An 18,585-nucleotide genomic window follows, 5' to 3' on the forward strand; every position below is an offset into this window, starting at 1 on the left:
TCGCCTCAGTCGGCCCCGCGCGACCGGCGCTGGGCGAAATCGACCTGGAACGCCGGGAAGCGGTCTTCTTCGATGGCCTGGCGCATTTCTGCCATCAACTGCTGGTAGTAATACAGGTTATGGATGGTATTGAGCCGCGCGCCGAGGATTTCGCCGACCCGGTGCAGGTGATGCAGGTAGGCGCGGCTGAAGTTGCGGCAGGCGTAACAGCCGCAGGCCTCGTCCAATGGCCTCTTGTCATCCTTGTAGCGCGCGTTCTTGATCTTGATGTCGCCCCACTGGGTGAACAGCCAGCCGTTGCGCGCATTGCGCGTCGGCATCACGCAATCGAACATGTCCACGCCGTTGGCCACGCCGTGCACCAGATCCTCCGGCGTGCCCACCCCCATCAGGTAGTGCGGCTTGTCGGCGGGCAGCATGTCCTTCATCTCGGTCAGCATGCGGTACATCTCGGGCTTGGGTTCGCCTACCGACAGCCCGCCGATGGCGTAGCCGTCGAACCCGATCTCCATCAGTCCCTCGAGCGACTCCCGGCGCAAATCGGTATAAAGGTTGCCTTGCACGATGCCGAACAGTGCATTGGGATTCTTCAGGTCGTCGAAGGCGCGGCGCGAACGCTCCGCCCAGCGCAGGCTCATGCGCATCGACTTGGCGGCGGTATTGTGGTCGACCTGGCCGGGCGTGCATTCGTCGAAGATCATCACGATGTCCGAGTTCAGCACCTTCTGGATTTCCATCGACTTTTCCGGCGACAGGAACAACTTGTCGCCGTTGACCGGGCTCTGGAAGGTCACGCCCTCCTCGGTGATCTTGTTCAGCGCGCCCAGGCTGAAGACCTGGAAGCCGCCGGAGTCGGTGAGGATCGGCTTATTCCAACCGATGAAGTCGTGCAGCCCACCGAACTGTTCGATGATCTCCAGACCGGGGCGCAGCCACAGATGGAAGGTGTTGCCCAGGATGATCTGTGCGCCGATGTCGTTCAGTTCGACCGGGCTCATCGCCTTGACCGAGCCATAGGTGCCCACCGGCTGGAAAACCGGGGTCTCGACCGTGCCGTGGTTCAGTTCCAGCGTTCCCCGGCGGGCGCCGCCGGAGGTTTTATGTACGGTAAACTTCAGCATGAAAATAAGGTTTGCCTAGTAAAATCAGCACGCTAGTATACCTGATGCGCTTGAATGCACGAATTTTTGCATCGAGGGGCTTGCAAAGGGGAGTGGGCAGCAGTATTATGCACTCCTCGACGACAGGCACGTAGCTCAGTTGGTTAGAGCACCACCTTGACATGGTGGGGGTCGTTGGTTCGAATCCAATCGTGCCTACCAGAATTCAGCATTGGAGCATTTCCGGAAATGATTTTCCGAACTACCATTACCCGTTGCTCGCGCTAGTCGCGCCTTGCGGGATGTTCCATGCAAAAAAAGTGCGGCTTTGGCCGCACTTTTTTTTTGTTTTTTTCCAAATCTGATCGCGCCTTGCCCGGCCCTACTGCGTTGGAGTTCACATGCCTGATATTCGCCTGCCCGACGGCTCCGTCCGTTCCTTCGATAAACCGGTTTCGGTGTACGAGGTCGCCGCCTCCATCGGCACCGGTCTGGCGCGCGCCTCGCTGGCCGGCCGAGTCGACGGCCAGCTCGTCGATACCAGCTACGTGATCGACCGCGATGCGGACCTGGCCATTGTCACCGACAAGGATGCCGACGGCCTGTCCATCATTCGTCACTCCACCGCCCACCTGCTGGCCTACGCCGTCAAGGAACTGTTCCCCGAGGCGCAGGTGACGATCGGGCCGGAGATCGAGAACGGCTTCTACTACGACTTCAGCTACAAGCGCCCGTTCACGCCGGAAGACCTGGCCGCGATCGAGCAGAAAATGACCGAGCTCGCCAAGAAGGACATCCCGGTCGAGCGCTACGAACTGCCGCGCGACGAGGCGATCGCCTACTTCAAGTCGATCGGCGAGCACTACAAGGCCGAGATCATCGAGTCGATCCCGCAGGGCGAGGTGCTGTCGCTGTACCGTGAAGGCGATTTCACCGACCTGTGCCGCGGCCCGCACGTGCCGTCCACCGGCAAGCTCAAGGTGTTCAAGCTGATGAAGGTGGCCGGCGCCTACTGGCGCGGCGACAGCCGGAACGAGATGCTGCAGCGCGTCTACGGCACCGCCTGGGCCAAGAAGGAAGACCTGGCACAATACCTTTATATGCTGGAAGAAGCCGAGAAGCGTGACCACCGCAAACTCGGCAAGCAACTCGACCTGTTCCACCTGCAGGACGAAGCGCCGGGCATGGTGTTTTGGCATCCCAAGGGCTGGCAGCTGTGGCAGTCGGTCGAGCAGTACATGCGCCGCACCCTGGCCGAAGCCGGCTATCAGGAAATCCGCACGCCGATGGTGATGGACCGCATCCTGTGGGAAAAATCCGGCCACTGGGAAAACTACCGCGAGAACATGTTCACCACCGAGTCGGAGAAGCGCGACTACGCGGTCAAGCCGATGAACTGCCCGGGGCATGTGCAGGTGTTCAACCAGGGCTTGCGCTCCTATCGCGACCTGCCGCTGCGCTACGCCGAGTTCGGCGCCTGCCACCGCAACGAGCCGTCCGGCGCGCTGCACGGCATCATGCGCGTGCGCGGCTTCGTGCAGGACGATGCCCACATCTTCTGTGCCGAAGAGCAGATCATCGAAGAGGCGCGCGCCTTCAACGAGCTGACCATGCGCGTCTACCGCCAGTTCGGTTTCGACAACGTCTCGGTCAAGCTGTCGCTGCGCCCGGAGAAATACGCCGGTACGCTGGAGGCGTGGGATCGCGCCGAGAACGGCCTGCGCGAAGCGCTGCGTGCCTGTGGCATCGAATGGGAAGAGCTGCCGGGCGAGGGCGCGTTCTACGGCCCGAAGATCGAATACCACATCAAGGATGCGCTCGGCCGTTCGTGGCAGTGCGGCACGCTGCAGCTCGACTACGTCCTGCCGGAGCGCCTGGGGGCCGAATACGTGGCCGAGGACAACAGCCGCAAGCGCCCGGTGATGCTGCACCGGGCCATCCTGGGTTCGCTCGAGCGCTTCCTCGGCATCCTGATCGAGAACCATGCCGGCGCCTTCCCGCTGTGGCTGGCGCCGGTGCAGATGGTGGTGATGAACATCACCGAAGCGCAGGCCGACTACGCTTCCGCTGTGGCGCAAACGCTGAAAAAACAAGGCTTCCGCGTCGAACTCGACTTGAGGAATGAAAAGATCAGCTATAAAATCCGCGAACACAGTCTGCAAAAGCTGCCGTACCAGATCATCGTGGGCGACAAGGAAAAAGCAGACGGTCTGATTGCCGTTCGTGCCCGTGGCGAAGACTTGGGTCAGCTGACCTTGGACGACTTCGCGGCACGCCTGAAGGCCGACATGCCTCAGTGATGCAGCATCAGGCTTGATGAACCGTTAATAGGAGATTTGGCTATAGCTCAGGAACGTGAAGCACGGATCAACGGGGAAATTACCGCCCGTGAGGTCCGTCTGGTAGGTAAGGAAGGCGAGCAGCTCGGCATCGTGAGTCTGCGTGAGGCAATGGCAGCGGCCGAGGAGTTGGATATCGATCTGGTTGAGATTTCTCCAACCGCTCAGCCGCCTGTCTGCAAGCTGATGGACTACGGCAAGTTCAAGTACGAGCAGTCCAAGAAGCGTCACGAGGCCAAGCTCAAGCAGAAGCAGGTGCAGATCAAGGAAGTCAAGTTCCGTCCGGGGACCGACGATGGCGACTACGGCGTCAAGCTGCGCAACCTGGTCCGCTTCCTGAGCGACGGCGATAAGGCCAAGGTCACGCTGCGTTTCCGCGGTCGTGAAATGGCCCACCAGGATATCGGCTTGGCCCTGCTCAAGCGGGTCGAGGCCGATCTGGCCGAAGTCGGCACGGTGGAGCAGTTCCCGCGCCTGGAAGGTCGCCAGATGGTGATGATGATTGCCCCGAAAAAGAAATAATCGGGTATAATCAGCGGTTTGACACGGCAGGTTCGCCTGCCGTGTTGATTTTGTGGCGCTCCGGCGTTGCAACAAAAAGCGGGACGTCACGGTTTGCAAGCATCGAAAGATCACCGTGCGTCGGATCTAAAGAAATTCAGCAGGAGTTTTCCATGCCGAAGATGAAGACCAAGTCGAGCGCGAAAAAGCGCCTGAAAGTACTGGGTAGTGGTGGTGTAAAGCGCTCCATGGCGTTCAAGCGTCACATCCTGACCAAGAAAACCACCAAGAACAAGCGCCAGCTGCGTGGTACCACCATGGTAGACGCAACGAACATGGCGTCCGTTCGCGCAATGATGCCCTACGCTTAAGGAGTTTGATCAATGCCACGTGTTAAACGCGGTGTAACCGCTCGCGCTCGTCACAAGAAAATCCTTGCCCTGGCGAAAGGCTATCGCGGCCGTCGCAAGAACGTCTATCGCATCGCCAAACAGGCGGTGATGAAAGCCGGTCAGTACGCTTACCGCGACCGTCGTCAGAAGAAGCGCCAGTTCCGTCAACTGTGGATCGCCCGTATCAACGCCGGTGCGCGTGAACTGGGTCTGTCCTACAGCAAGTTCATGAACGGTCTGAAGAAAGCCGCCATCGAAATCGACCGCAAGGTCCTGGCCGACCTGGCCGTGTTCGACAAGCCGGCTTTTGCCCAGATCGTTGAAAAAGCGAAAGCAAGCCTCGCTTAATCGCTGGACGGTCAAAAGGGAGGCAGTGATGCCTCCCTTTTTTTTACACGCTTTTCGAGATGGCTGACCAGACCGCCGGACCATCCGGTCTGGCCAGCTTTCTTACGCATACGGTGTGAGCTACATGAACAATGTCGACACGATTCTCGAGTCGGGGCTGTCCGCGCTGGACGCGGTGCAGGATCTGGTGGAACTGGAGCAGGTCAAGGCGCGCTACCTCGGCAAGAGCGGCGAGCTGACCGAGTTGCTCAAGCAACTGGGCAAGCTGCCGGCCGAGGAGCGCAAGGTGGCCGGTGCTGCCATCAACGCGGCCAAGCAAGCCTTCGAAGCGCGCCACAACGAGCGCCGCGACCTCATCAACGCCGACAAGCTGGCACGCCAGCTCGCGGCCGAATCGCTGGACGTGACCCTGCCGGGGCGCGGCAGTGCGGTGGGTGGGCTGCACCCGGTCACGCTGACGCTGGAGCGCATCGCCACGCTGTTTCGCAGTCTGGGCTTCGAGGTGGCCGATGGCCCGGAAATCGAAACCGACTTCCACAACTTCCAGGCGCTGAACATCCCCGAGAACCACCCGGCGCGCGCCATGCAGGATACCTTCTACGTGGAAGGCGGCGACGTGTTGCGCACCCACACCTCGCCGATCCAGGTGCGTTACATGCTGAACAACGAGCCGCCGATCAAGATCGTCGCGCCGGGCCGCGTGTATCGTGTCGACTCCGACGCTACCCACTCGCCGATGTTCCACCAGATGGAAGGCCTTTGGGTGGATCAGGACGTCAGCTTCGCCGATCTCAAGGCCACCGTCACCGACTTCCTGCGCCGCTTCTTCGAGCGCGACGACCTGCAGGTGCGCTTCCGCCCGTCGTTCTTCCCGTTCACCGAGCCGTCGGCCGAAATCGACGTACTGGGCGAGCGTGGCTGGCTCGAAGTCGGCGGCTGCGGCATGGTGCACCCGAATGTGCTGAAGAACGTCAACATCGATCCGGAAAAGTACACCGGCTTCGCCTTCGGCATCGGTCTGGATCGTTTCGCCATGCTGCGCTACGGGGTCAACGACCTGCGCCTGTTCTTCGAGAACGATCTCAATTTCCTCAAACAGTTCAACTGATCGCGGGCAGGGGAATACACACAATGCAATTTTCCGAACAGTGGCTGCGTAGCTGGGTCAATCCGTCCCTGAATACCGACGAGCTTTCCTACCTGTTGACCATGGCCGGCCTCGAGGTCGAGGAGGTCAATGCCGCGGCACCGGCCTTCAGTGGCGTGGTGATCGCCGAGGTCAAGGAAGTCGTCAAGCACGAGAACGCCGACCGCCTGCGTGTGACCAAGGTAGACGCCGGCACCGGTGAGCTGATCCAGATCGTCTGCGGCGCGCCGAACGTCGCCGTCGGCTTGAAAGTGCCGTGCGCCTTGCCGGGCGCCGTGTTGCCGGGTGATTTCAAGATCAAGCCGACCAAGATGCGCGGCGTCGAGTCCGGCGGCATGCTGTGTTCCGGCAAGGAACTGGGGGTGCCGGACGAGGCCGACGGCCTGCTGGTGCTGCCGGCCGATGCGCCGGTCGGCATGAGCATCCGCGACTACCTGGCGCTGGACGACAGCCTGTTTACCCTCAAGATCACCCCGAACCGGGCCGATTGCCTGTCGATCAAAGGCCTGGCCCGCGAGGTGGCGGCGCTGACCGACAGCGCCTTGCAGGCGGTGGCGATCACCCCGGTGGTGCCCGCGCATGACCAGACCGTGCCAGTACGCATCGACGCCCCGCAAGGCTGCGGCCGTTACATCGGCCGCGTGGTGAAAGGGGTCAACGCTGCCGCGCCGACACCAGACTGGATGAAGCGCCGCCTGGAGCGTTCTGGTCTGCGTTCGATCTCGGCCATCGTCGACGTCACCAATTACATCCTGCTGGAACTCGGCCAGCCGATGCACGCCTTCGATCTGGCCAAGCTGGATGGCGCCATCAACGTGCGCATGGCCCGCGCCGGCGAGAAGCTGGTTTGCCTTAACGAGCAGGAAGTCGAGCTGGCCGAGAATCTGCTGGTGATCGCCGACGACGCCAAGCCTCTGGCCATCGCCGGCATCATGGGCGGCCTGGAGAGCGGTGTCACGACGGCTTCGCAGGATGTATTTCTCGAGAGCGCGTTCTTTGCGCCGGAGATGATCGCCGGCAAGGCGCGCGAGCTGGGCTTCGGTTCCGATTCGTCCTACCGTTTCGAACGCGGGGTGGACTTCCAGCAGCAGCGTGATGCCATCGAGCGTGCCACCGCGTTGATCATCGAGATCTGCGGTGGCGAGGCCGGTCCGCTGACCGAGGCGCTGGGCCAGCTGCCGCAGCGCCAGGCCGTGGCGGTGCGCAGTGCGCGCGTCAACAAGGTCCTTGGCCTGGAACTGGCGTCCGAGGCCATCGCCGGTATCTTCACCCGCTTGGGGTTGAACTTCGATACCACCGCCGAGGGTTTTGCCGTCGCCGCCCCGGTGTTCCGCTTCGATATCGCGATCGAAGAAGATCTGATCGAGGAAGTGGCTCGTGTCTACGGCTACGATGCGATTCCGTCCGACGCCCCGCGCTCGCGCATGAAGATGCTGCCTCTGCCGGAAACGCGCCGGCCGCGCGAACAGATCCGTCAGCAACTGGCGGCCCGCGATTATCAGGAAGTCGTCACTTACGCCTTCGTCGACGAGCGGTGGGAGCGCGACTTCGCCGGGAACGCCGATCCGGTCAAGCTGATCAACCCGATCGCGGCCCAGATGAGCGTGATGCGTTCGACCCTGCTGGGTGGCCTGGTCGACGTGCTGGTCGGCAACGTCAACCGCAAGCAGCCGCGCGTGCGGGTGTTCGAAGTGGCCCGGACTTTCCACAAATCGGCCGAGGGCTTCGCCCAGCCGGAAAAGATCGCCGGCCTTGCCTGGGGTTCCCGCCTACCTGAGCAGTGGGGGGCCAAGACCGAGCGGGTGGACTTCTTCGACGTCAAGGCCGACGTCGAAGCGCTGCTTCATCCGCATCAGGCCGAGTTCCGCAAGGCGGCTCACCCTGCCTGCCACCCGGGCCGCTGCGCCGAAATCTTCCTGGCCGGCCAACTGGTCGGGGTTATCGGTGAACTGCACCCGCAGTGGGTGCAGCAGTATGATCTGCCTTCCGCCCCGGTTGTGTTCGAACTGGAATACGCCGTCGTGGAAGCCCAGCGTCACGTCAAGGCGCGCCAGGTCAGCAAGTTCCAACCGGTGCGCCGCGACCTGGCGCTGGTAGTGGATGAAGAGGTGGAAGTCGGCGCCATGCTGGCCAGTTTCCGTCAGGCGGCATCCGAGATCGTCAGCGAAATAGCGCTGTTCGACGTCTACCGTGGTAAGGGGATACCGGAAGGCAAGAAGAGCCTGGCTTTCCGCATCCTGCTGCAGGATCAGACCAAGACGCTGACCGATACCGAGGTGGAAGAGGTGGTGAGCGTCCTGCTCGAGGCGGTCTCGGCCAACCATGGGGCGACCTTGCGCCTCTGATCGGAATGATCGGCGGTGTAGCGGGCTTCCGAGCGTGCTTGCAGCGGAAGCCGCTTTGTTTTATTTTTGATCGGTATGTTAAGGGGTAATCATGACTTTGACGAAAGCGGAGTTGGCCGACTTGTTGTTTGACAAGGTCGGGCTGAACAAGCGTGAAGCCAAGGACATGGTCGAATCTTTCTTCGAAGAGATCCGCCAGGCGCTGGAATCCGGCGATAGCGTCAAGCTGTCCGGCTTTGGCAATTTCCAGCTACGCGACAAGCCTCAACGGCCGGGGCGTAACCCCAAGACCGGGGAGGAAATTCCCATCACCGCTCGCCGGGTGGTGACTTTCCATGCAAGTCAGAAACTCAAGGGAATGGTCGAGCAACATCATGCCAATAACTGAGGCTGAACTGCCGCCGATTCCGCCAAAACGGTATTTCACGATTGGCGAAGTCAGCGAACTGACCGGTGTCAAGCCGCATGTGCTGCGTTACTGGGAGCAAGAGTTTTCCCAGCTGCGCCAGGTCAAGCGGCGCGGCAACCGCCGCTACTACCAGCATCACGAAGTCTTGCTGGTGCGTCGCATCCGCGGTCTGCTCTACGACGACGGTTTCACCATTCATGGTGCGCGTTTGCGTCTGGGCCAGGAAGATGCCGGCCCCGCGCCGCTGACCGCACAGGCAGTCAGGGCCGAGCTGGAATCCATTTTGGAATGGTTGAACGGCGGGATTGGCAAGTCGTAAGAATCCATTTATAATGCGTTTCTCTTGAGTCGGGGTGTGGCGCAGCCTGGTAGCGCATCTGCATGGGGTGCAGAGGGTCGGAGGTTCGAATCCTCTCACCCCGACCAAAAAACAAAGACTTCACGTTTTCGGACGGAAGTCTTTTTTTTATTTTCCTTCCTCTTGTTTCGCCCCGTTTTCCGTCGTAAATATTTCCCCGCCGCTGTGCGGTGTCTAATACGCTGGTCGCATAGACGGTCTCGGCTGGGTGTTTTAGTCTATCGAATACTGATTGGTGTCTATGGCTGTCTGTATGTCCGAATCCGTCGACTCGCCCTGCGTGGCCCACTGCTCTACCGCTCTTGGTGATAATGTTTGCCGGGGTTGCTTCCGGACTTTCATGGAGGTGGCCCAATGGAGTGCCTTGATGCCGGAGGACAAGCGGCGTATCTGGGGGCGTCTGGAACCGCGCAGACGCTTGGGAGACTTGGCCGGGCGGTTGGGGGGCACGTTGGACCTGGTTATGCTGGGTGACGAGGAGTGGGCGTTGATCTGGTACCAGGGGTTTACCAAGTTGCTGTTCCGTTTCGAGGCCGATGGCACCTTGCGGTTGAGCTTTCCGGAACATGCACTGGCAACCAGTCTGGGCGGGGAAGATGGAGCCCGACTTCTGGATCAGGCCAAGCGCTGGCTGGCCGATTGCAAGCCGTTGATTGGTGCTTGAGGCGGGCCGAGGACGCCGCCGGGAGGTGGCGGCATTGGGGCGAGGAGGGCGAGATGAAACAGAATAGTGCGGAACCCGATTTCTGGGATGTGCGCTACGCCAGCGGCGCCATGCCGTGGGATTCGGCGGATATTCCGGAGGTGTTCCGGCATTTTGCCGAGGCCAGAGGTGCTGCCTGCCGGGTGCTGCTGCCGGGATGCGGTAGTGCCCATGAGGTGCAACAGTTGCTCAAGCTGAGGTGCCAGGTCGATGCGATCGACTTTAGCGCAGAGGCCGTCGCCCGCGCGAAAGCGAGTCTCGGTGAGGATGCCGGCTGTGTGCGGCAGGCCGATTTTTTCTTGTTGCCGGAGCGGCAAGACTACGACTGGGTGTACGAGCGTGCCTTCTTCTGCGCCTTGCCCTTGAGCAGCCGGGAGGCGTATGCGCGCAAGATGGCCGCGCTGCTTCGTCCGGGCGGAGTGCTGGCCGGTTTTTTCTTTCTGGCAGACAAACCCAAGGGGCCTCCGTTCGGTGCGTCGCTGGGAGAACTGCAGCAGCGGTTTGGGCCATGGTTCGACTTGCTCGACATCCGCAAGATCGAGGAGACATTGCCGGTTTTTGCTGGAGGCGAGTATTGGCTGACTTGGCAGCGCCGGTGAGGGGGCTGTCACGATTTGACTGAGATCAACAGGGACCAAGCAGCTGTCTGGTTATTTTTGTCGTTTCAGGTGAAAATCGGCATCAGCTTTTAAAGAAATTAAAAAGGCCAGTGGCGAACTAAACGGGAGACAGCAGATGGAGTGGTTTTGGAGTATGTACTCTTGGACGGAAAAGACGTTCTGGAACAGCCTGACCAAGAAGTTGTGCAGCTTCTTCTTTATCAGTGCGTTTCAGTTGGGGATGGTCGGCTATATCTACTTCGTTCTGGAGGATATCCGCGTCATTCACAAGACCCACACCGTTTCTGCCGAGATACTGTCCCTCGTGGAGGCGCGGGTCGACAGCGCCATTTTTTGGACGCTGATTCTGTGGGGTGCCTGCCTACTCTTCATTGCCTTCATGGTCTGGTATCTGCGCTACCTGATCGTGCGCCCACTCAAAATGACCATTTCCATCTTCAATGAGATCGGGGCGGGCGAGGGCGATTTGTCGCGGGAAATTCCGGCCATCACCCATGATGAGATCCGCGAGCTTTCCGTGTCCTACAATCGCTTTCTGGCCAAGATGAGAGAGATCATCAGCAATGTCAGACTGATGACGGTCCGGATTGCCATGGATTCTGCCCGGACCCGCAAGAACATCCACGAGTCGCTGGAAAGCGCCCGCCAGCAGGATGATTTTGCCACCAAGGTCTGCGACGCCAGCAATCAGACGACATCCGGCATCAATCAGGTAACCGAGCAGACCCAGGTCATTTCTGCCACCACGCTCAGTAATCTGGATGTCGCCAGGGTCTCTTTTGATGAGCTCAAATCGGTCGCCGATCGTATCTACGATATCAGCACCAAGGTCGGACATTTCAACCAGACCGTGGATTATCTGAGTCAACGCTCCGCCAGCATCAAGACCATCGTCGAACTGATCAAGGAAATTTCCGACCAGACCAATTTGCTGGCGCTCAATGCGGCCATCGAGGCTGCCCGGGCCGGGGAGTCGGGGCGAGGGTTTGCCGTGGTCGCGGATGAGGTACGCAAGTTGGCCGAAAGAGTCAAAACGGCCACCGATGAGATTTCCGGTAATATCGATGGCATGCTGAGCCTGGTGGCGGAAACCCAGGCGGAGACCAATGAAATCAGCAGCGATACCCAGTTGGCCCGAGAGGTCGTCTCCAAGGCGTCGCAGCAGTTTGGCAGAATGATGGGAGACTTCGAGCAAACCGCGGGTAGTTTGCGTGGCATTGCCGAGACGATGGAAACCTTCGCTCAGACCAACCGCGAAGTGAATCAGCACGTGGCGCAAATCCACGAACTGAGCCTGAATGCCTCCAAGCGTCTGCGTCACACCGAAGAGGTGGCCGAAGTGTTGTCCGGTGCTGCCGAGCAGGTGCAGGATCTGGTTTCCCGCTTCATTATCGGTGAGGGGGTGTTTGACAAGGCCCTGAACAATGCGCGGCAGACCAGGGATGAATTGCAGCAGGTGCTGAGCAGGGCGGCGAACGAGGGTGTAAATCTGTTCGATCAACAGTACCGGCCCATTCCCGGGGTTACGCCGCCCAAATACCATACGAGCTATGACAACAAGTTGGAGTCCATTCTGCAGCCTATCTATGATCGGGCCGTTCAGGATTCCAAGGGTGGGCGGTTCTGTGTGATGGTCGATAGCAATGGTTATGCGCCGACGCACAACAGCTTCTATTCCCGGCCCGTGACCGGCGATCTGGAAAAAGACCTGGTTTCAAGCCGTGACAAACGTATTTTCAACGATAAGGCCGGCTTGCGTTCGGCTAGAAATACCCAGCCAATGCTGCTGCAAACTTATGTGCGCGATACCGGTGAGGTGTTGTCTGAAATCGCTTTGCCGGTGACAGTGCAAGGGCGCCATTGGGGGGCGTTACGCTTGGGGTTCGATCCGAACGACATGTTGGCGGCAACGAGCAATTGATAAGAAAGGGAGGCTAAGCCTCCCTTTCTTATTGCAGCGGCAGCAGCAGCGTTATGAGCCCGATGCCGGCAAACAGGATCGCCGCCGCACCATGTACCGTGCGAGTGGGAATTCTACGCGCCACCATTTCACCGAATAGCACGGCCGGGACGTTGGCAAGCAGCATGCCGATGGTCGTTCCGACCACGACGCTGGCGAGTGAATCGAAACGAGCGGCCAAGGCGACGGTGGCGATTTGCGTTTTGTCTCCCATCTCGGCCAGAAAGAAGGCAATGAAAGTGGCGCCGAATATACCCAGCCGTTCAAACAGTCGGGTATCGTCATCGATCTTGTCCGGAATCATGATCCAGACGGCCATGCCGAGGAATGAGGCGCCTAGAATCCAGCGCATGGTTTCGGCACCGATGTGATTGGTTACCCACTGTCCGACCAATGCGGCAGCGGCATGGTTGAAAAGCGTGGCGATCAAGATGCCCAGAATGATGGGGATGGGTTTGCGGTAGCGGGCGGCGAGCAGCAGGGCGAGTAATTGTGTTTTATCGCCGATTTCGGCGAGGGCCACGACGCCAGAAGAGAGAAGCAGGGCTTCCATGAAGGCTCCAAGGGGCTGCGAAGTACGCCATGACGGGCTCGCGCCGCAGCCCCTGCGTAAAGCGCAAACCTGTCATGGGTCTTGCCAAACCGTTGGTCGCACGTGCCATGGTTTCGGAACCAAGTATGTTGACACGCGCCAATGCGTTTCCGCATTGAGGCTACTCCCCCAGAACGGTGGTCATTGTATCTGAATGGATTTGGGGCGGCAAACGGCAAAATATCTTGGCCTCACCCTGTTCAAGCGGCATCCCTGCCTCTTTGCGTGTACGCCGCTTCTGTGCGGCTAGCCCAACTCGGACGTGCAATGCGGGCAGCGAGTGGCTTTGCTCGGAATGCTGGAGAGACAGTAGGGGCACTCTTTGACTTGCGCAGGGGGAGGGGAGGCGGGAGCTTCCTCTCGTTTTAGGCGGTTGATGGATTTGACCAGCATGAAAATGGCAAAGGCAATGATGCCGAAACTAACCAGAGCATTGATGAACAAGCCGATGTTGAGAGTGACGGCTCCGGCAGCCTTGGCGGCTGCCAGTGAGACATAAGGCCCAGCCTGTTTGCTGCCTTCTTTTAGTACGACAAAGAAGTTGGAAAAGTCGATGTTGCCTAAAATCAGGCCAATGGGCGGCATGATGACGTCGTCGACAAGGGATTTGACTATGGCGCCGAATGCGCCGCCGATAACCACGCCGATGGCGAGGTCAATGACATTGCCCTTCATTGCGAATTCTTTGAATTCCTTGGCAAGACGCATGCTTGGTTCCTTGTGGGTGGGGGGGCTTGGGTTAAATCTTAAAAAGCGGCCATGATCAACTATAGTAGAGATTTCATGTAGCCAGGACGCAGAACGCCTTGGCTTTGGCCAGGGTTTTCGGCGGCGCTTTCTCTGTGGCATGCCATGGGCGAATATAGCGTGCAGGTAGGTTCTTTGCCAGGAAGCGTGGTAAGCCTTGATGCGATCTGTTCGCCGAAGGAAAAACATGTGGCAAGGCCTTGATTCGGCATTGTTTAGTGTTGTTCTTGGGAAAAGCAAAAAGCCGCATGGCATGCATGCGGCTTTTTTGAATTGGCTCCCCGAGCAGGGCTCGAACCTGCGACCTGCGGATTAACAGTCCGTCGCTCTACCAACTGAGCTATCAGGGAATTGATGGAGGCATATGATAGAGAGGCCGGGGTGGCTTGTCAAGCCTGTTGGTGCGACGCCTGGGCGGGTGACGGTGCTTGATAAGCTGAGCTGTGTCCCAATCTATCTCCCTTGAACATTCATAAGGCGGAAATGCGCAAGGCTGATGGGTAGGCTTGCCGCAGGCGCAATCAAAATGGAAGAGGACGTGATGAGCGAATTAAGCTCTGATGTATCTGATCAATACATGCAACAACTTGAGGCCCTGCGTAATGGGGACGCCCTGTGCTCGATGAGCCATTTTGCGGTGATTAGAGTGAGTGGCAATGATGCCCACAGCTTTCTGCAGGGGCAGCTGTCGAGCGATCTGAGAGAGGTTTCGGAGTCGCACAGCCAGTACAGCACTTATTCCAATGCCAAGGGCAGGGTGTTGGGGAACTTCCTGATCTGGCAGTTCCGCGGAGATTATTTCTTGCTGCTCTCGGCCGATATCGCCGAGGCCTTATGCCGCCGCTTGGGCATGTTTGTTCTTCGGTCTCAGGTAAAGCTTCAACTGGTGACTGATCAGTGGTTGCTCGCCGGGGTCAAGGGAAAGCGTGCCGAAGAGGCATTGAAGGCGGTGTTCAATGGCGTGCCAGAGCGCCCGCATGATGTGATTGCCGGCGAGTCGGGAGGGGTGATCCGGTTGCCTGCGGGATCTTTGCTGTTGTTCTATGAAAAGCCAGCCGCATCGGCAATCGAGCAGAAACTGGCGTCGTCATGTTATCGGGTCGATAACGAGGCATGGTCGCTTCTGGATATTGCCGCTGGCATTCCATGGGTTACCGCGGCAACTCAGGAACAGTTTGTGCCCCAAATGATCAATATGGATGTGTTGGGCGGAATAAGCTTCAAGAAGGGGTGTTACCCTGGCCAGGAAATCGTTGCCAGAACCCAATATCTGGGGAAGGTGAAACGGCGTCTTTTCCATGTCGAATTGCCGGTTGAAGCAAAACCCGGTGATGCCTTGTATAGCCCCGCAACAGGGGAGCAGGCAATTGGAATGGTGGTGAACGTCGGGCTGGAAGAAAATGCCAGATTGGTCGCGCTTGCCGTCGCACAGATTTCTGGTTGGGAGACGGGGCTCTTTCTCGAGAAGGAGCATAAAAATGCGCTTAAGAACTTGAGCCTTCCTTACGTTGTCGACTAATCTTGAATGGCAGCAAGCCCTGTTTCTCTAAATGGAGCTTGACCGCATCCCTGGGTTGTGACTAAATTGCAAATATAATCCTTCACCTGAGAGATGACTAAATGGATCTTTCCAATCTGAGCTTTGCCGATCTGCTTTCCCTGAGGAATGATCTCGATAGCGAGATTAAGCGTCGCGAGCAAGAAGAAAAAGCGAAAGCCAAGAAACAGATTGTAGAGCTTGCCCGTGCCTATGGATTAAGCGTCGAAGAGGTTCTGGGCAAGGTCGGCTCGGCGCGCAAACCGGTGGAAGCCAAGTACTGCCATCCGCAAAACCCGGAGTTGACCTGGACCGGCCGTGGCCGCAAGCCCTTGTGGGTTCAGGAGTTGCTGTCCACCGGCAAAACGCTTGACGATCTGGCCATTTGACGCTCAGCGCCGGTTTGCCAAATATCAAAAAAACACCCCGATAGGGGTGTTTTTTTGTTTTATGTGCATGTGCGCCTTGCATGTTGGAGGTGATCCTGCAAATACTGTAGCCATACAGGATTTGTGCAGTATATGCATGAAGTTGTTGTGTTATCTATAAGCAATCTTGAAGACAGGCGGAGCCATGTTGGATTTTTTCTTGCGAGGCTCGAAGAGAAAAGCAGATCCGCTCGGCAATGCGGCTGCCGCTAAAGAGTGGGTCGAGTCTCTGAAGCAGGAGTACGGATCGGCCTCGCACGATAAGGTGTCGGAAGGTGTTGCTGAGCTTAATCGTGATGGTAGTGTGCTGACGGCAGATAGGCTGGAGGCCATCCTGACGATCAATCGCGAAACGGCCCAATTTCATTACCAACTGGGTGTGCAATACCTGATGAACGCCCGGATGCCCAAGGTTCTGGAGGCCCAGTTGCGGGAGCAGATACTGGGGTATGGGAAAGAGTTTCTTGAGGCTTACCAGCATGTCCTGAGTCTGACCTTTTCCGGTGAGGATGGTCGCCGCATTTATGCCATGCTGCCATTGGTGCTGGCACGCATGATGCATTATTACTGCGAGTGCGCGAGGTGGTCATTCTTCCAGGGGGCTTCACCGGGAGAGGTGTTCTGGCTCAATGTCAACCATGTGTACCGCTTTGCGGAGGAACATGGCCTGGAGTCGGCGCCGGTGTTTCTGTTTGGCGAGCAGGACGAGGGAACGACGGTTCAGGATCAGTTCCTTATCCTGCAGATGCTGGCCTTGCTTTCCGGCGGGAACCTGACGCCCAGGCAGCTGAATTTTTCCTACGAGCTCCTCCGCCTGGTTTCCAACCGGATGGTCCTCGTGCGTGAGTTCTCCCAAGAACTCAGCTTTGTGGTCGTGCTGGATGAGGGGCGTCCGGCCTCCCGCTGTCAAGGTACGTTCGGGTCGGGCTTTTACCGCTATTGGAGTACCGCCGAGGTCAGTGAAATCCTGCACGGCTGGTTGGCGGTTCTGGAAACGGGGCATATGCCGACCGAGTTGGCGCGTCTTGCCGAGCCGGGCGTGGATGCAGGCCTTTTCCGGATATTGTGCCGCGAGTGGGCGGCTAAACCGGTCCGCATTCAGCGTGCCGAGCGTATTGCCGTAAGCGACCGCAAAATCGAGGTTGTGCATCGTCTTGCCACCTTGCATCGTCTTATTCGTCATCCCGACGAGCAGAAACTGCAAACGGTTGCGGCGTTGCCACAGGATAGTTTCCATTCGGCCTCAGACCTGCGGATTTATGGTTTTGTTACCAGTCGCCGCAAGGACAAGACGGCCTCGGTTCTCCCGGGACGGGTGGCGGAGACGCCTTTGGCAAAGGAGGTCTTCAACAAGTGGGAGATCGAAAATATCAGCCAGACCGGCTTGGGTGTGTCTCTCGAGGCAGGCGGGAATGAATGGGTCGGTCTGGGGGAACTGCTTGGCTACAAGGAAGGAGAGGGATCCTCCTGGAGCGTGGGGATCGTGCGGCGTATTCGTCGCTTGCAGCGTGAGAAGATTTTTCTAGGGATCGAGACCCTGACTGATCGCCCCGTTGCGGCTGCATTGAGAGGTATGGACGGCAAAGCGGTAGACCCGCGGGTCATGCAGGAGCATGTGTGGCAGGGAGGCGTGATCGCCTTGTTCGTGCCGTTGACCAAAGGTGAGCGAAGCACCAATGCCCTGATTCTGCCCGTTGCGTCGTATATGCTGGGTAAGCAGTACTGTATGAGCGCCAGGGGCAAACTGTTTCAGATTGCCTTGGGGAAGGTGTTCGAAAAGGGGCGCGATTGGTATTTGGTTGAGATCGAACTGGTCAAGGCCCTCGAGGGCCTGCCTGCCGTGGTGCCTTGATTTGCCGGTGGTTCACGCAAAACGGCCGCAGAGTGCGGCCGTTTTGCTTTTCCGAGCCAGGTTGTTCGCCTGTCAGGCGCGCAGCTTGTTGATCACAGCGTAGATCGGCGTGAGCATGGCCTCACCCAGCCGTTGGCTGCGTTGTCCGTTCCAGCCGTAATCGTCGTCCGGCAGGTTCGCGTTGTCCTTGAATGGCATCTCGAGGGTGTAGGCCAGGCATTGGAACTGGTGGCCGACCCAGTTGGTGGCCCAGGAAAGATCGGCGCTGCCGGGGGCGCTCTTTTCGTAGCCGTGCTCATCCTGGAAGTCGGGCGAGGCGAGTTTCAGGTGATGCTTGAAGGTTTCTTCCAGGGTGCGGATGCGGTCGTCGTAGCTGGGCACGCCTTCGGTCCCGGCGACGAAGACGAAGGGAATGTTCTCGTCGCCATGGATGTCCAGGAACAGGTCGACGCCGGTCTCGAGCATTTTTTGACGTACGACGAAGACCTCCGGGCTGGTTTCCATCGAGGGAGTCAGCCATTCGCGGTTCAGGTTGGCGCCGGCTGCGTTGGTGCGCAGATTGCCCAGTACGGAGCCGTCGGGGTTCATGTTCGGCACCACATAGAAGGTGGCGTGATCGAGCAGCATGCGGGACGTCGGATCGATCGGGTCGAGCAAGCGGTTCAGGAAGCCTTCGACAAACCATTCGGCCATGGTTTCGCCGGGATGCTGGCGCGCCGTGATCCAGATCTTGAGGTCGGATTCCACCTCGTGGCCGATGGTGAGCAGATTGATGTCCCGACCCTGGATGGTCGAGCCCAGGTCGGTTACCTGGCAGAGGCCGGAGCCTTGCGCCTGGCCGATCAGGTTGAGGTGCTGATCATAGGAGTACGGTTCGAAGTAGGCGTAGTACACGCTGTTGGCCAGCGGCACGTGCTCGATGGTCAGTTCGGCGCCGTCATAGCGGGTCGGGACCCTGAACCAGTTGATGCGGTCGTACGATGCCATGGCTTGATAGTCGACCCAGCCTTCGGGGTAGGCGCACTGGGAGGCATTCAGGAATCGCAGGGTACAAGGCTGGTACGCCGCGCCTTGCAAGCGGAAATAGAACCACTGGGCAAAGTGCGAGGCGTTGTCGTTGGGAATGCGAAGCTGGATGTCCTCAAAGCCGTTCATCGAGACAATGTCGATACTGCCGGCGTCAAAATTGCTGCTGATCTTCATGCGC

18 protein-coding genes, 3 tRNA genes and 1 riboswitch are annotated in these 18,585 nt (G+C 58.8%); of the genes, 16 read left to right on the plus strand and 5 right to left on the minus strand.

What is annotated here, in order from left to right; translation table 11 throughout:
* Window positions 1-5: 5 nt before the first annotated feature.
* A complete protein-coding gene (tgt, locus tag PSEMAI1_RS0105715) occupies window positions 6-1,121 on the minus strand; it encodes a tRNA guanosine(34) transglycosylase Tgt (protein ID WP_024301946.1) in 1,116 nt (371 codons plus the stop codon).
* Window positions 1,122-1,245: 124 nt separating this feature from the next.
* On the opposite strand from tgt, the gene PSEMAI1_RS0105720 reads away from it, so the two are divergent.
* From PSEMAI1_RS0105720 to PSEMAI1_RS0105780, 13 genes are all read left to right on the plus strand, one after another.
* Window positions 1,246-1,322 (plus strand) — tRNA-Val (locus PSEMAI1_RS0105720).
* 179 nt (window positions 1,323-1,501) lie between these two features.
* Window positions 1,502-3,400, plus strand: a complete 1,899-nt coding sequence (thrS, locus tag PSEMAI1_RS0105725) for a threonine--tRNA ligase (RefSeq protein ID WP_024301947.1) — start codon at window positions 1,502-1,504, stop codon at window positions 3,398-3,400.
* A gap of 36 nt (window positions 3,401-3,436) precedes the next feature.
* Window positions 3,437-3,961, plus strand: a complete 525-nt coding sequence (infC, locus tag PSEMAI1_RS0105730; RefSeq protein ID WP_084612631.1) for a translation initiation factor IF-3 — start codon at window positions 3,437-3,439, stop codon at window positions 3,959-3,961.
* Between the two features lie 152 nt (window positions 3,962-4,113).
* Entirely contained in the window at window positions 4,114-4,311 is a 198-nt protein-coding gene (gene rpmI, locus PSEMAI1_RS0105735; protein WP_024301949.1) for a 50S ribosomal protein L35, read from the plus strand.
* A 12-nt stretch (window positions 4,312-4,323) separates the two neighbouring features.
* On the plus strand, window positions 4,324-4,680 hold the full coding sequence (gene rplT, locus PSEMAI1_RS0105740; RefSeq protein ID WP_008955134.1) for a 50S ribosomal protein L20: 357 nt from the start codon (window positions 4,324-4,326) through the stop codon (window positions 4,678-4,680).
* Between the two features lie 124 nt (window positions 4,681-4,804).
* Entirely contained in the window at window positions 4,805-5,788 is a 984-nt protein-coding gene (gene pheS, locus PSEMAI1_RS0105745) for a phenylalanine--tRNA ligase subunit alpha (RefSeq protein WP_024301950.1), read from the plus strand.
* A 23-nt stretch (window positions 5,789-5,811) separates the two neighbouring features.
* Entirely contained in the window at window positions 5,812-8,172 is a 2,361-nt protein-coding gene (pheT, locus tag PSEMAI1_RS0105750) for a phenylalanine--tRNA ligase subunit beta (RefSeq protein WP_024301951.1), read from the plus strand.
* A gap of 91 nt (window positions 8,173-8,263) precedes the next feature.
* Window positions 8,264-8,560 (plus strand): integration host factor subunit alpha, encoded by a 297-nt coding sequence (locus PSEMAI1_RS0105755; protein WP_008955131.1) that lies wholly within the window; start codon window positions 8,264-8,266, stop codon window positions 8,558-8,560.
* Window positions 8,547-8,900, plus strand: a complete 354-nt coding sequence (locus PSEMAI1_RS0105760; protein ID WP_024301952.1) for a MerR family transcriptional regulator — start codon at window positions 8,547-8,549, stop codon at window positions 8,898-8,900. Before PSEMAI1_RS0105755 ends, PSEMAI1_RS0105760 begins: the two co-directional genes overlap by 14 nt.
* Window positions 8,901-8,930: 30 nt before the next feature.
* Window positions 8,931-9,007 (plus strand) — tRNA-Pro (locus PSEMAI1_RS0105765).
* A 185-nt stretch (window positions 9,008-9,192) separates the two neighbouring features.
* Window positions 9,193-9,603, plus strand: coding sequence for a DUF1289 domain-containing protein (locus PSEMAI1_RS20480; protein WP_024301953.1), 411 nt, complete (start codon window positions 9,193-9,195; stop codon window positions 9,601-9,603).
* A gap of 53 nt (window positions 9,604-9,656) precedes the next feature.
* Window positions 9,657-10,241: a methyltransferase gene (locus tag PSEMAI1_RS0105775; protein WP_024301954.1), complete on the plus strand. Its 585-nt coding sequence runs from the start codon at window positions 9,657-9,659 to the stop codon at window positions 10,239-10,241.
* A 136-nt stretch (window positions 10,242-10,377) separates the two neighbouring features.
* Window positions 10,378-12,183 (plus strand): methyl-accepting chemotaxis protein, encoded by a 1,806-nt coding sequence (locus PSEMAI1_RS0105780; RefSeq protein WP_024301955.1) that lies wholly within the window; start codon window positions 10,378-10,380, stop codon window positions 12,181-12,183.
* A gap of 28 nt (window positions 12,184-12,211) precedes the next feature.
* Here the strand turns inward: PSEMAI1_RS0105780 and PSEMAI1_RS0105785 are convergent, their stop codons facing one another.
* The 3 genes from PSEMAI1_RS0105785 to PSEMAI1_RS0105795 all read right to left on the minus strand — a co-directional run bounded on the left by PSEMAI1_RS0105785 (window position 12,212) and on the right by PSEMAI1_RS0105795 (window position 13,911).
* On the minus strand, window positions 12,212-12,775 hold the full coding sequence (locus tag PSEMAI1_RS0105785) for a TMEM165/GDT1 family protein (RefSeq protein WP_024301956.1): 564 nt from the start codon (window positions 12,773-12,775) through the stop codon (window positions 12,212-12,214).
* 3 nt (window positions 12,776-12,778) lie between these two features.
* Window positions 12,779-12,956, minus strand: a riboswitch (yybP-ykoY riboswitch).
* A 104-nt stretch (window positions 12,957-13,060) separates the two neighbouring features.
* On the minus strand, window positions 13,061-13,522 hold the full coding sequence (gene mscL / locus PSEMAI1_RS0105790; RefSeq protein ID WP_024301957.1) for a large conductance mechanosensitive channel protein MscL: 462 nt from the start codon (window positions 13,520-13,522) through the stop codon (window positions 13,061-13,063).
* A 313-nt stretch (window positions 13,523-13,835) separates the two neighbouring features.
* A tRNA-Asn gene (locus PSEMAI1_RS0105795) sits at window positions 13,836-13,911 on the minus strand.
* Window positions 13,912-14,087: 176 nt separating this feature from the next.
* Here PSEMAI1_RS0105795 and PSEMAI1_RS0105800 point away from each other — a divergent pair.
* From PSEMAI1_RS0105800 to PSEMAI1_RS0105810, 3 genes are all read left to right on the plus strand, one after another.
* Window positions 14,088-15,080 (plus strand): folate-binding protein YgfZ, encoded by a 993-nt coding sequence (locus PSEMAI1_RS0105800; protein ID WP_198019581.1) that lies wholly within the window; start codon window positions 14,088-14,090, stop codon window positions 15,078-15,080.
* Between the two features lie 101 nt (window positions 15,081-15,181).
* Window positions 15,182-15,487, plus strand: coding sequence for an H-NS family nucleoid-associated regulatory protein (locus tag PSEMAI1_RS0105805; protein WP_024301959.1), 306 nt, complete (start codon window positions 15,182-15,184; stop codon window positions 15,485-15,487).
* 184 nt (window positions 15,488-15,671) lie between these two features.
* Window positions 15,672-17,378, plus strand: a complete 1,707-nt coding sequence (locus PSEMAI1_RS0105810) for a hypothetical protein (RefSeq protein WP_024301960.1) — start codon at window positions 15,672-15,674, stop codon at window positions 17,376-17,378.
* A 72-nt stretch (window positions 17,379-17,450) separates the two neighbouring features.
* Here the strand turns inward: PSEMAI1_RS0105810 and PSEMAI1_RS0105815 are convergent, their stop codons facing one another.
* A complete protein-coding gene (locus tag PSEMAI1_RS0105815; RefSeq protein ID WP_024301961.1) occupies window positions 17,451-18,581 on the minus strand; it encodes a M14-type cytosolic carboxypeptidase in 1,131 nt (376 codons plus the stop codon).
* Between the last annotated feature and the right edge of the window lie 4 nt (window positions 18,582-18,585).

The sequence above is a fragment of the Pseudogulbenkiania sp. MAI-1 genome, assembly GCF_000527175.1.
Classification (GTDB): Bacteria; Pseudomonadota; Gammaproteobacteria; order Burkholderiales; family Chromobacteriaceae; genus Pseudogulbenkiania.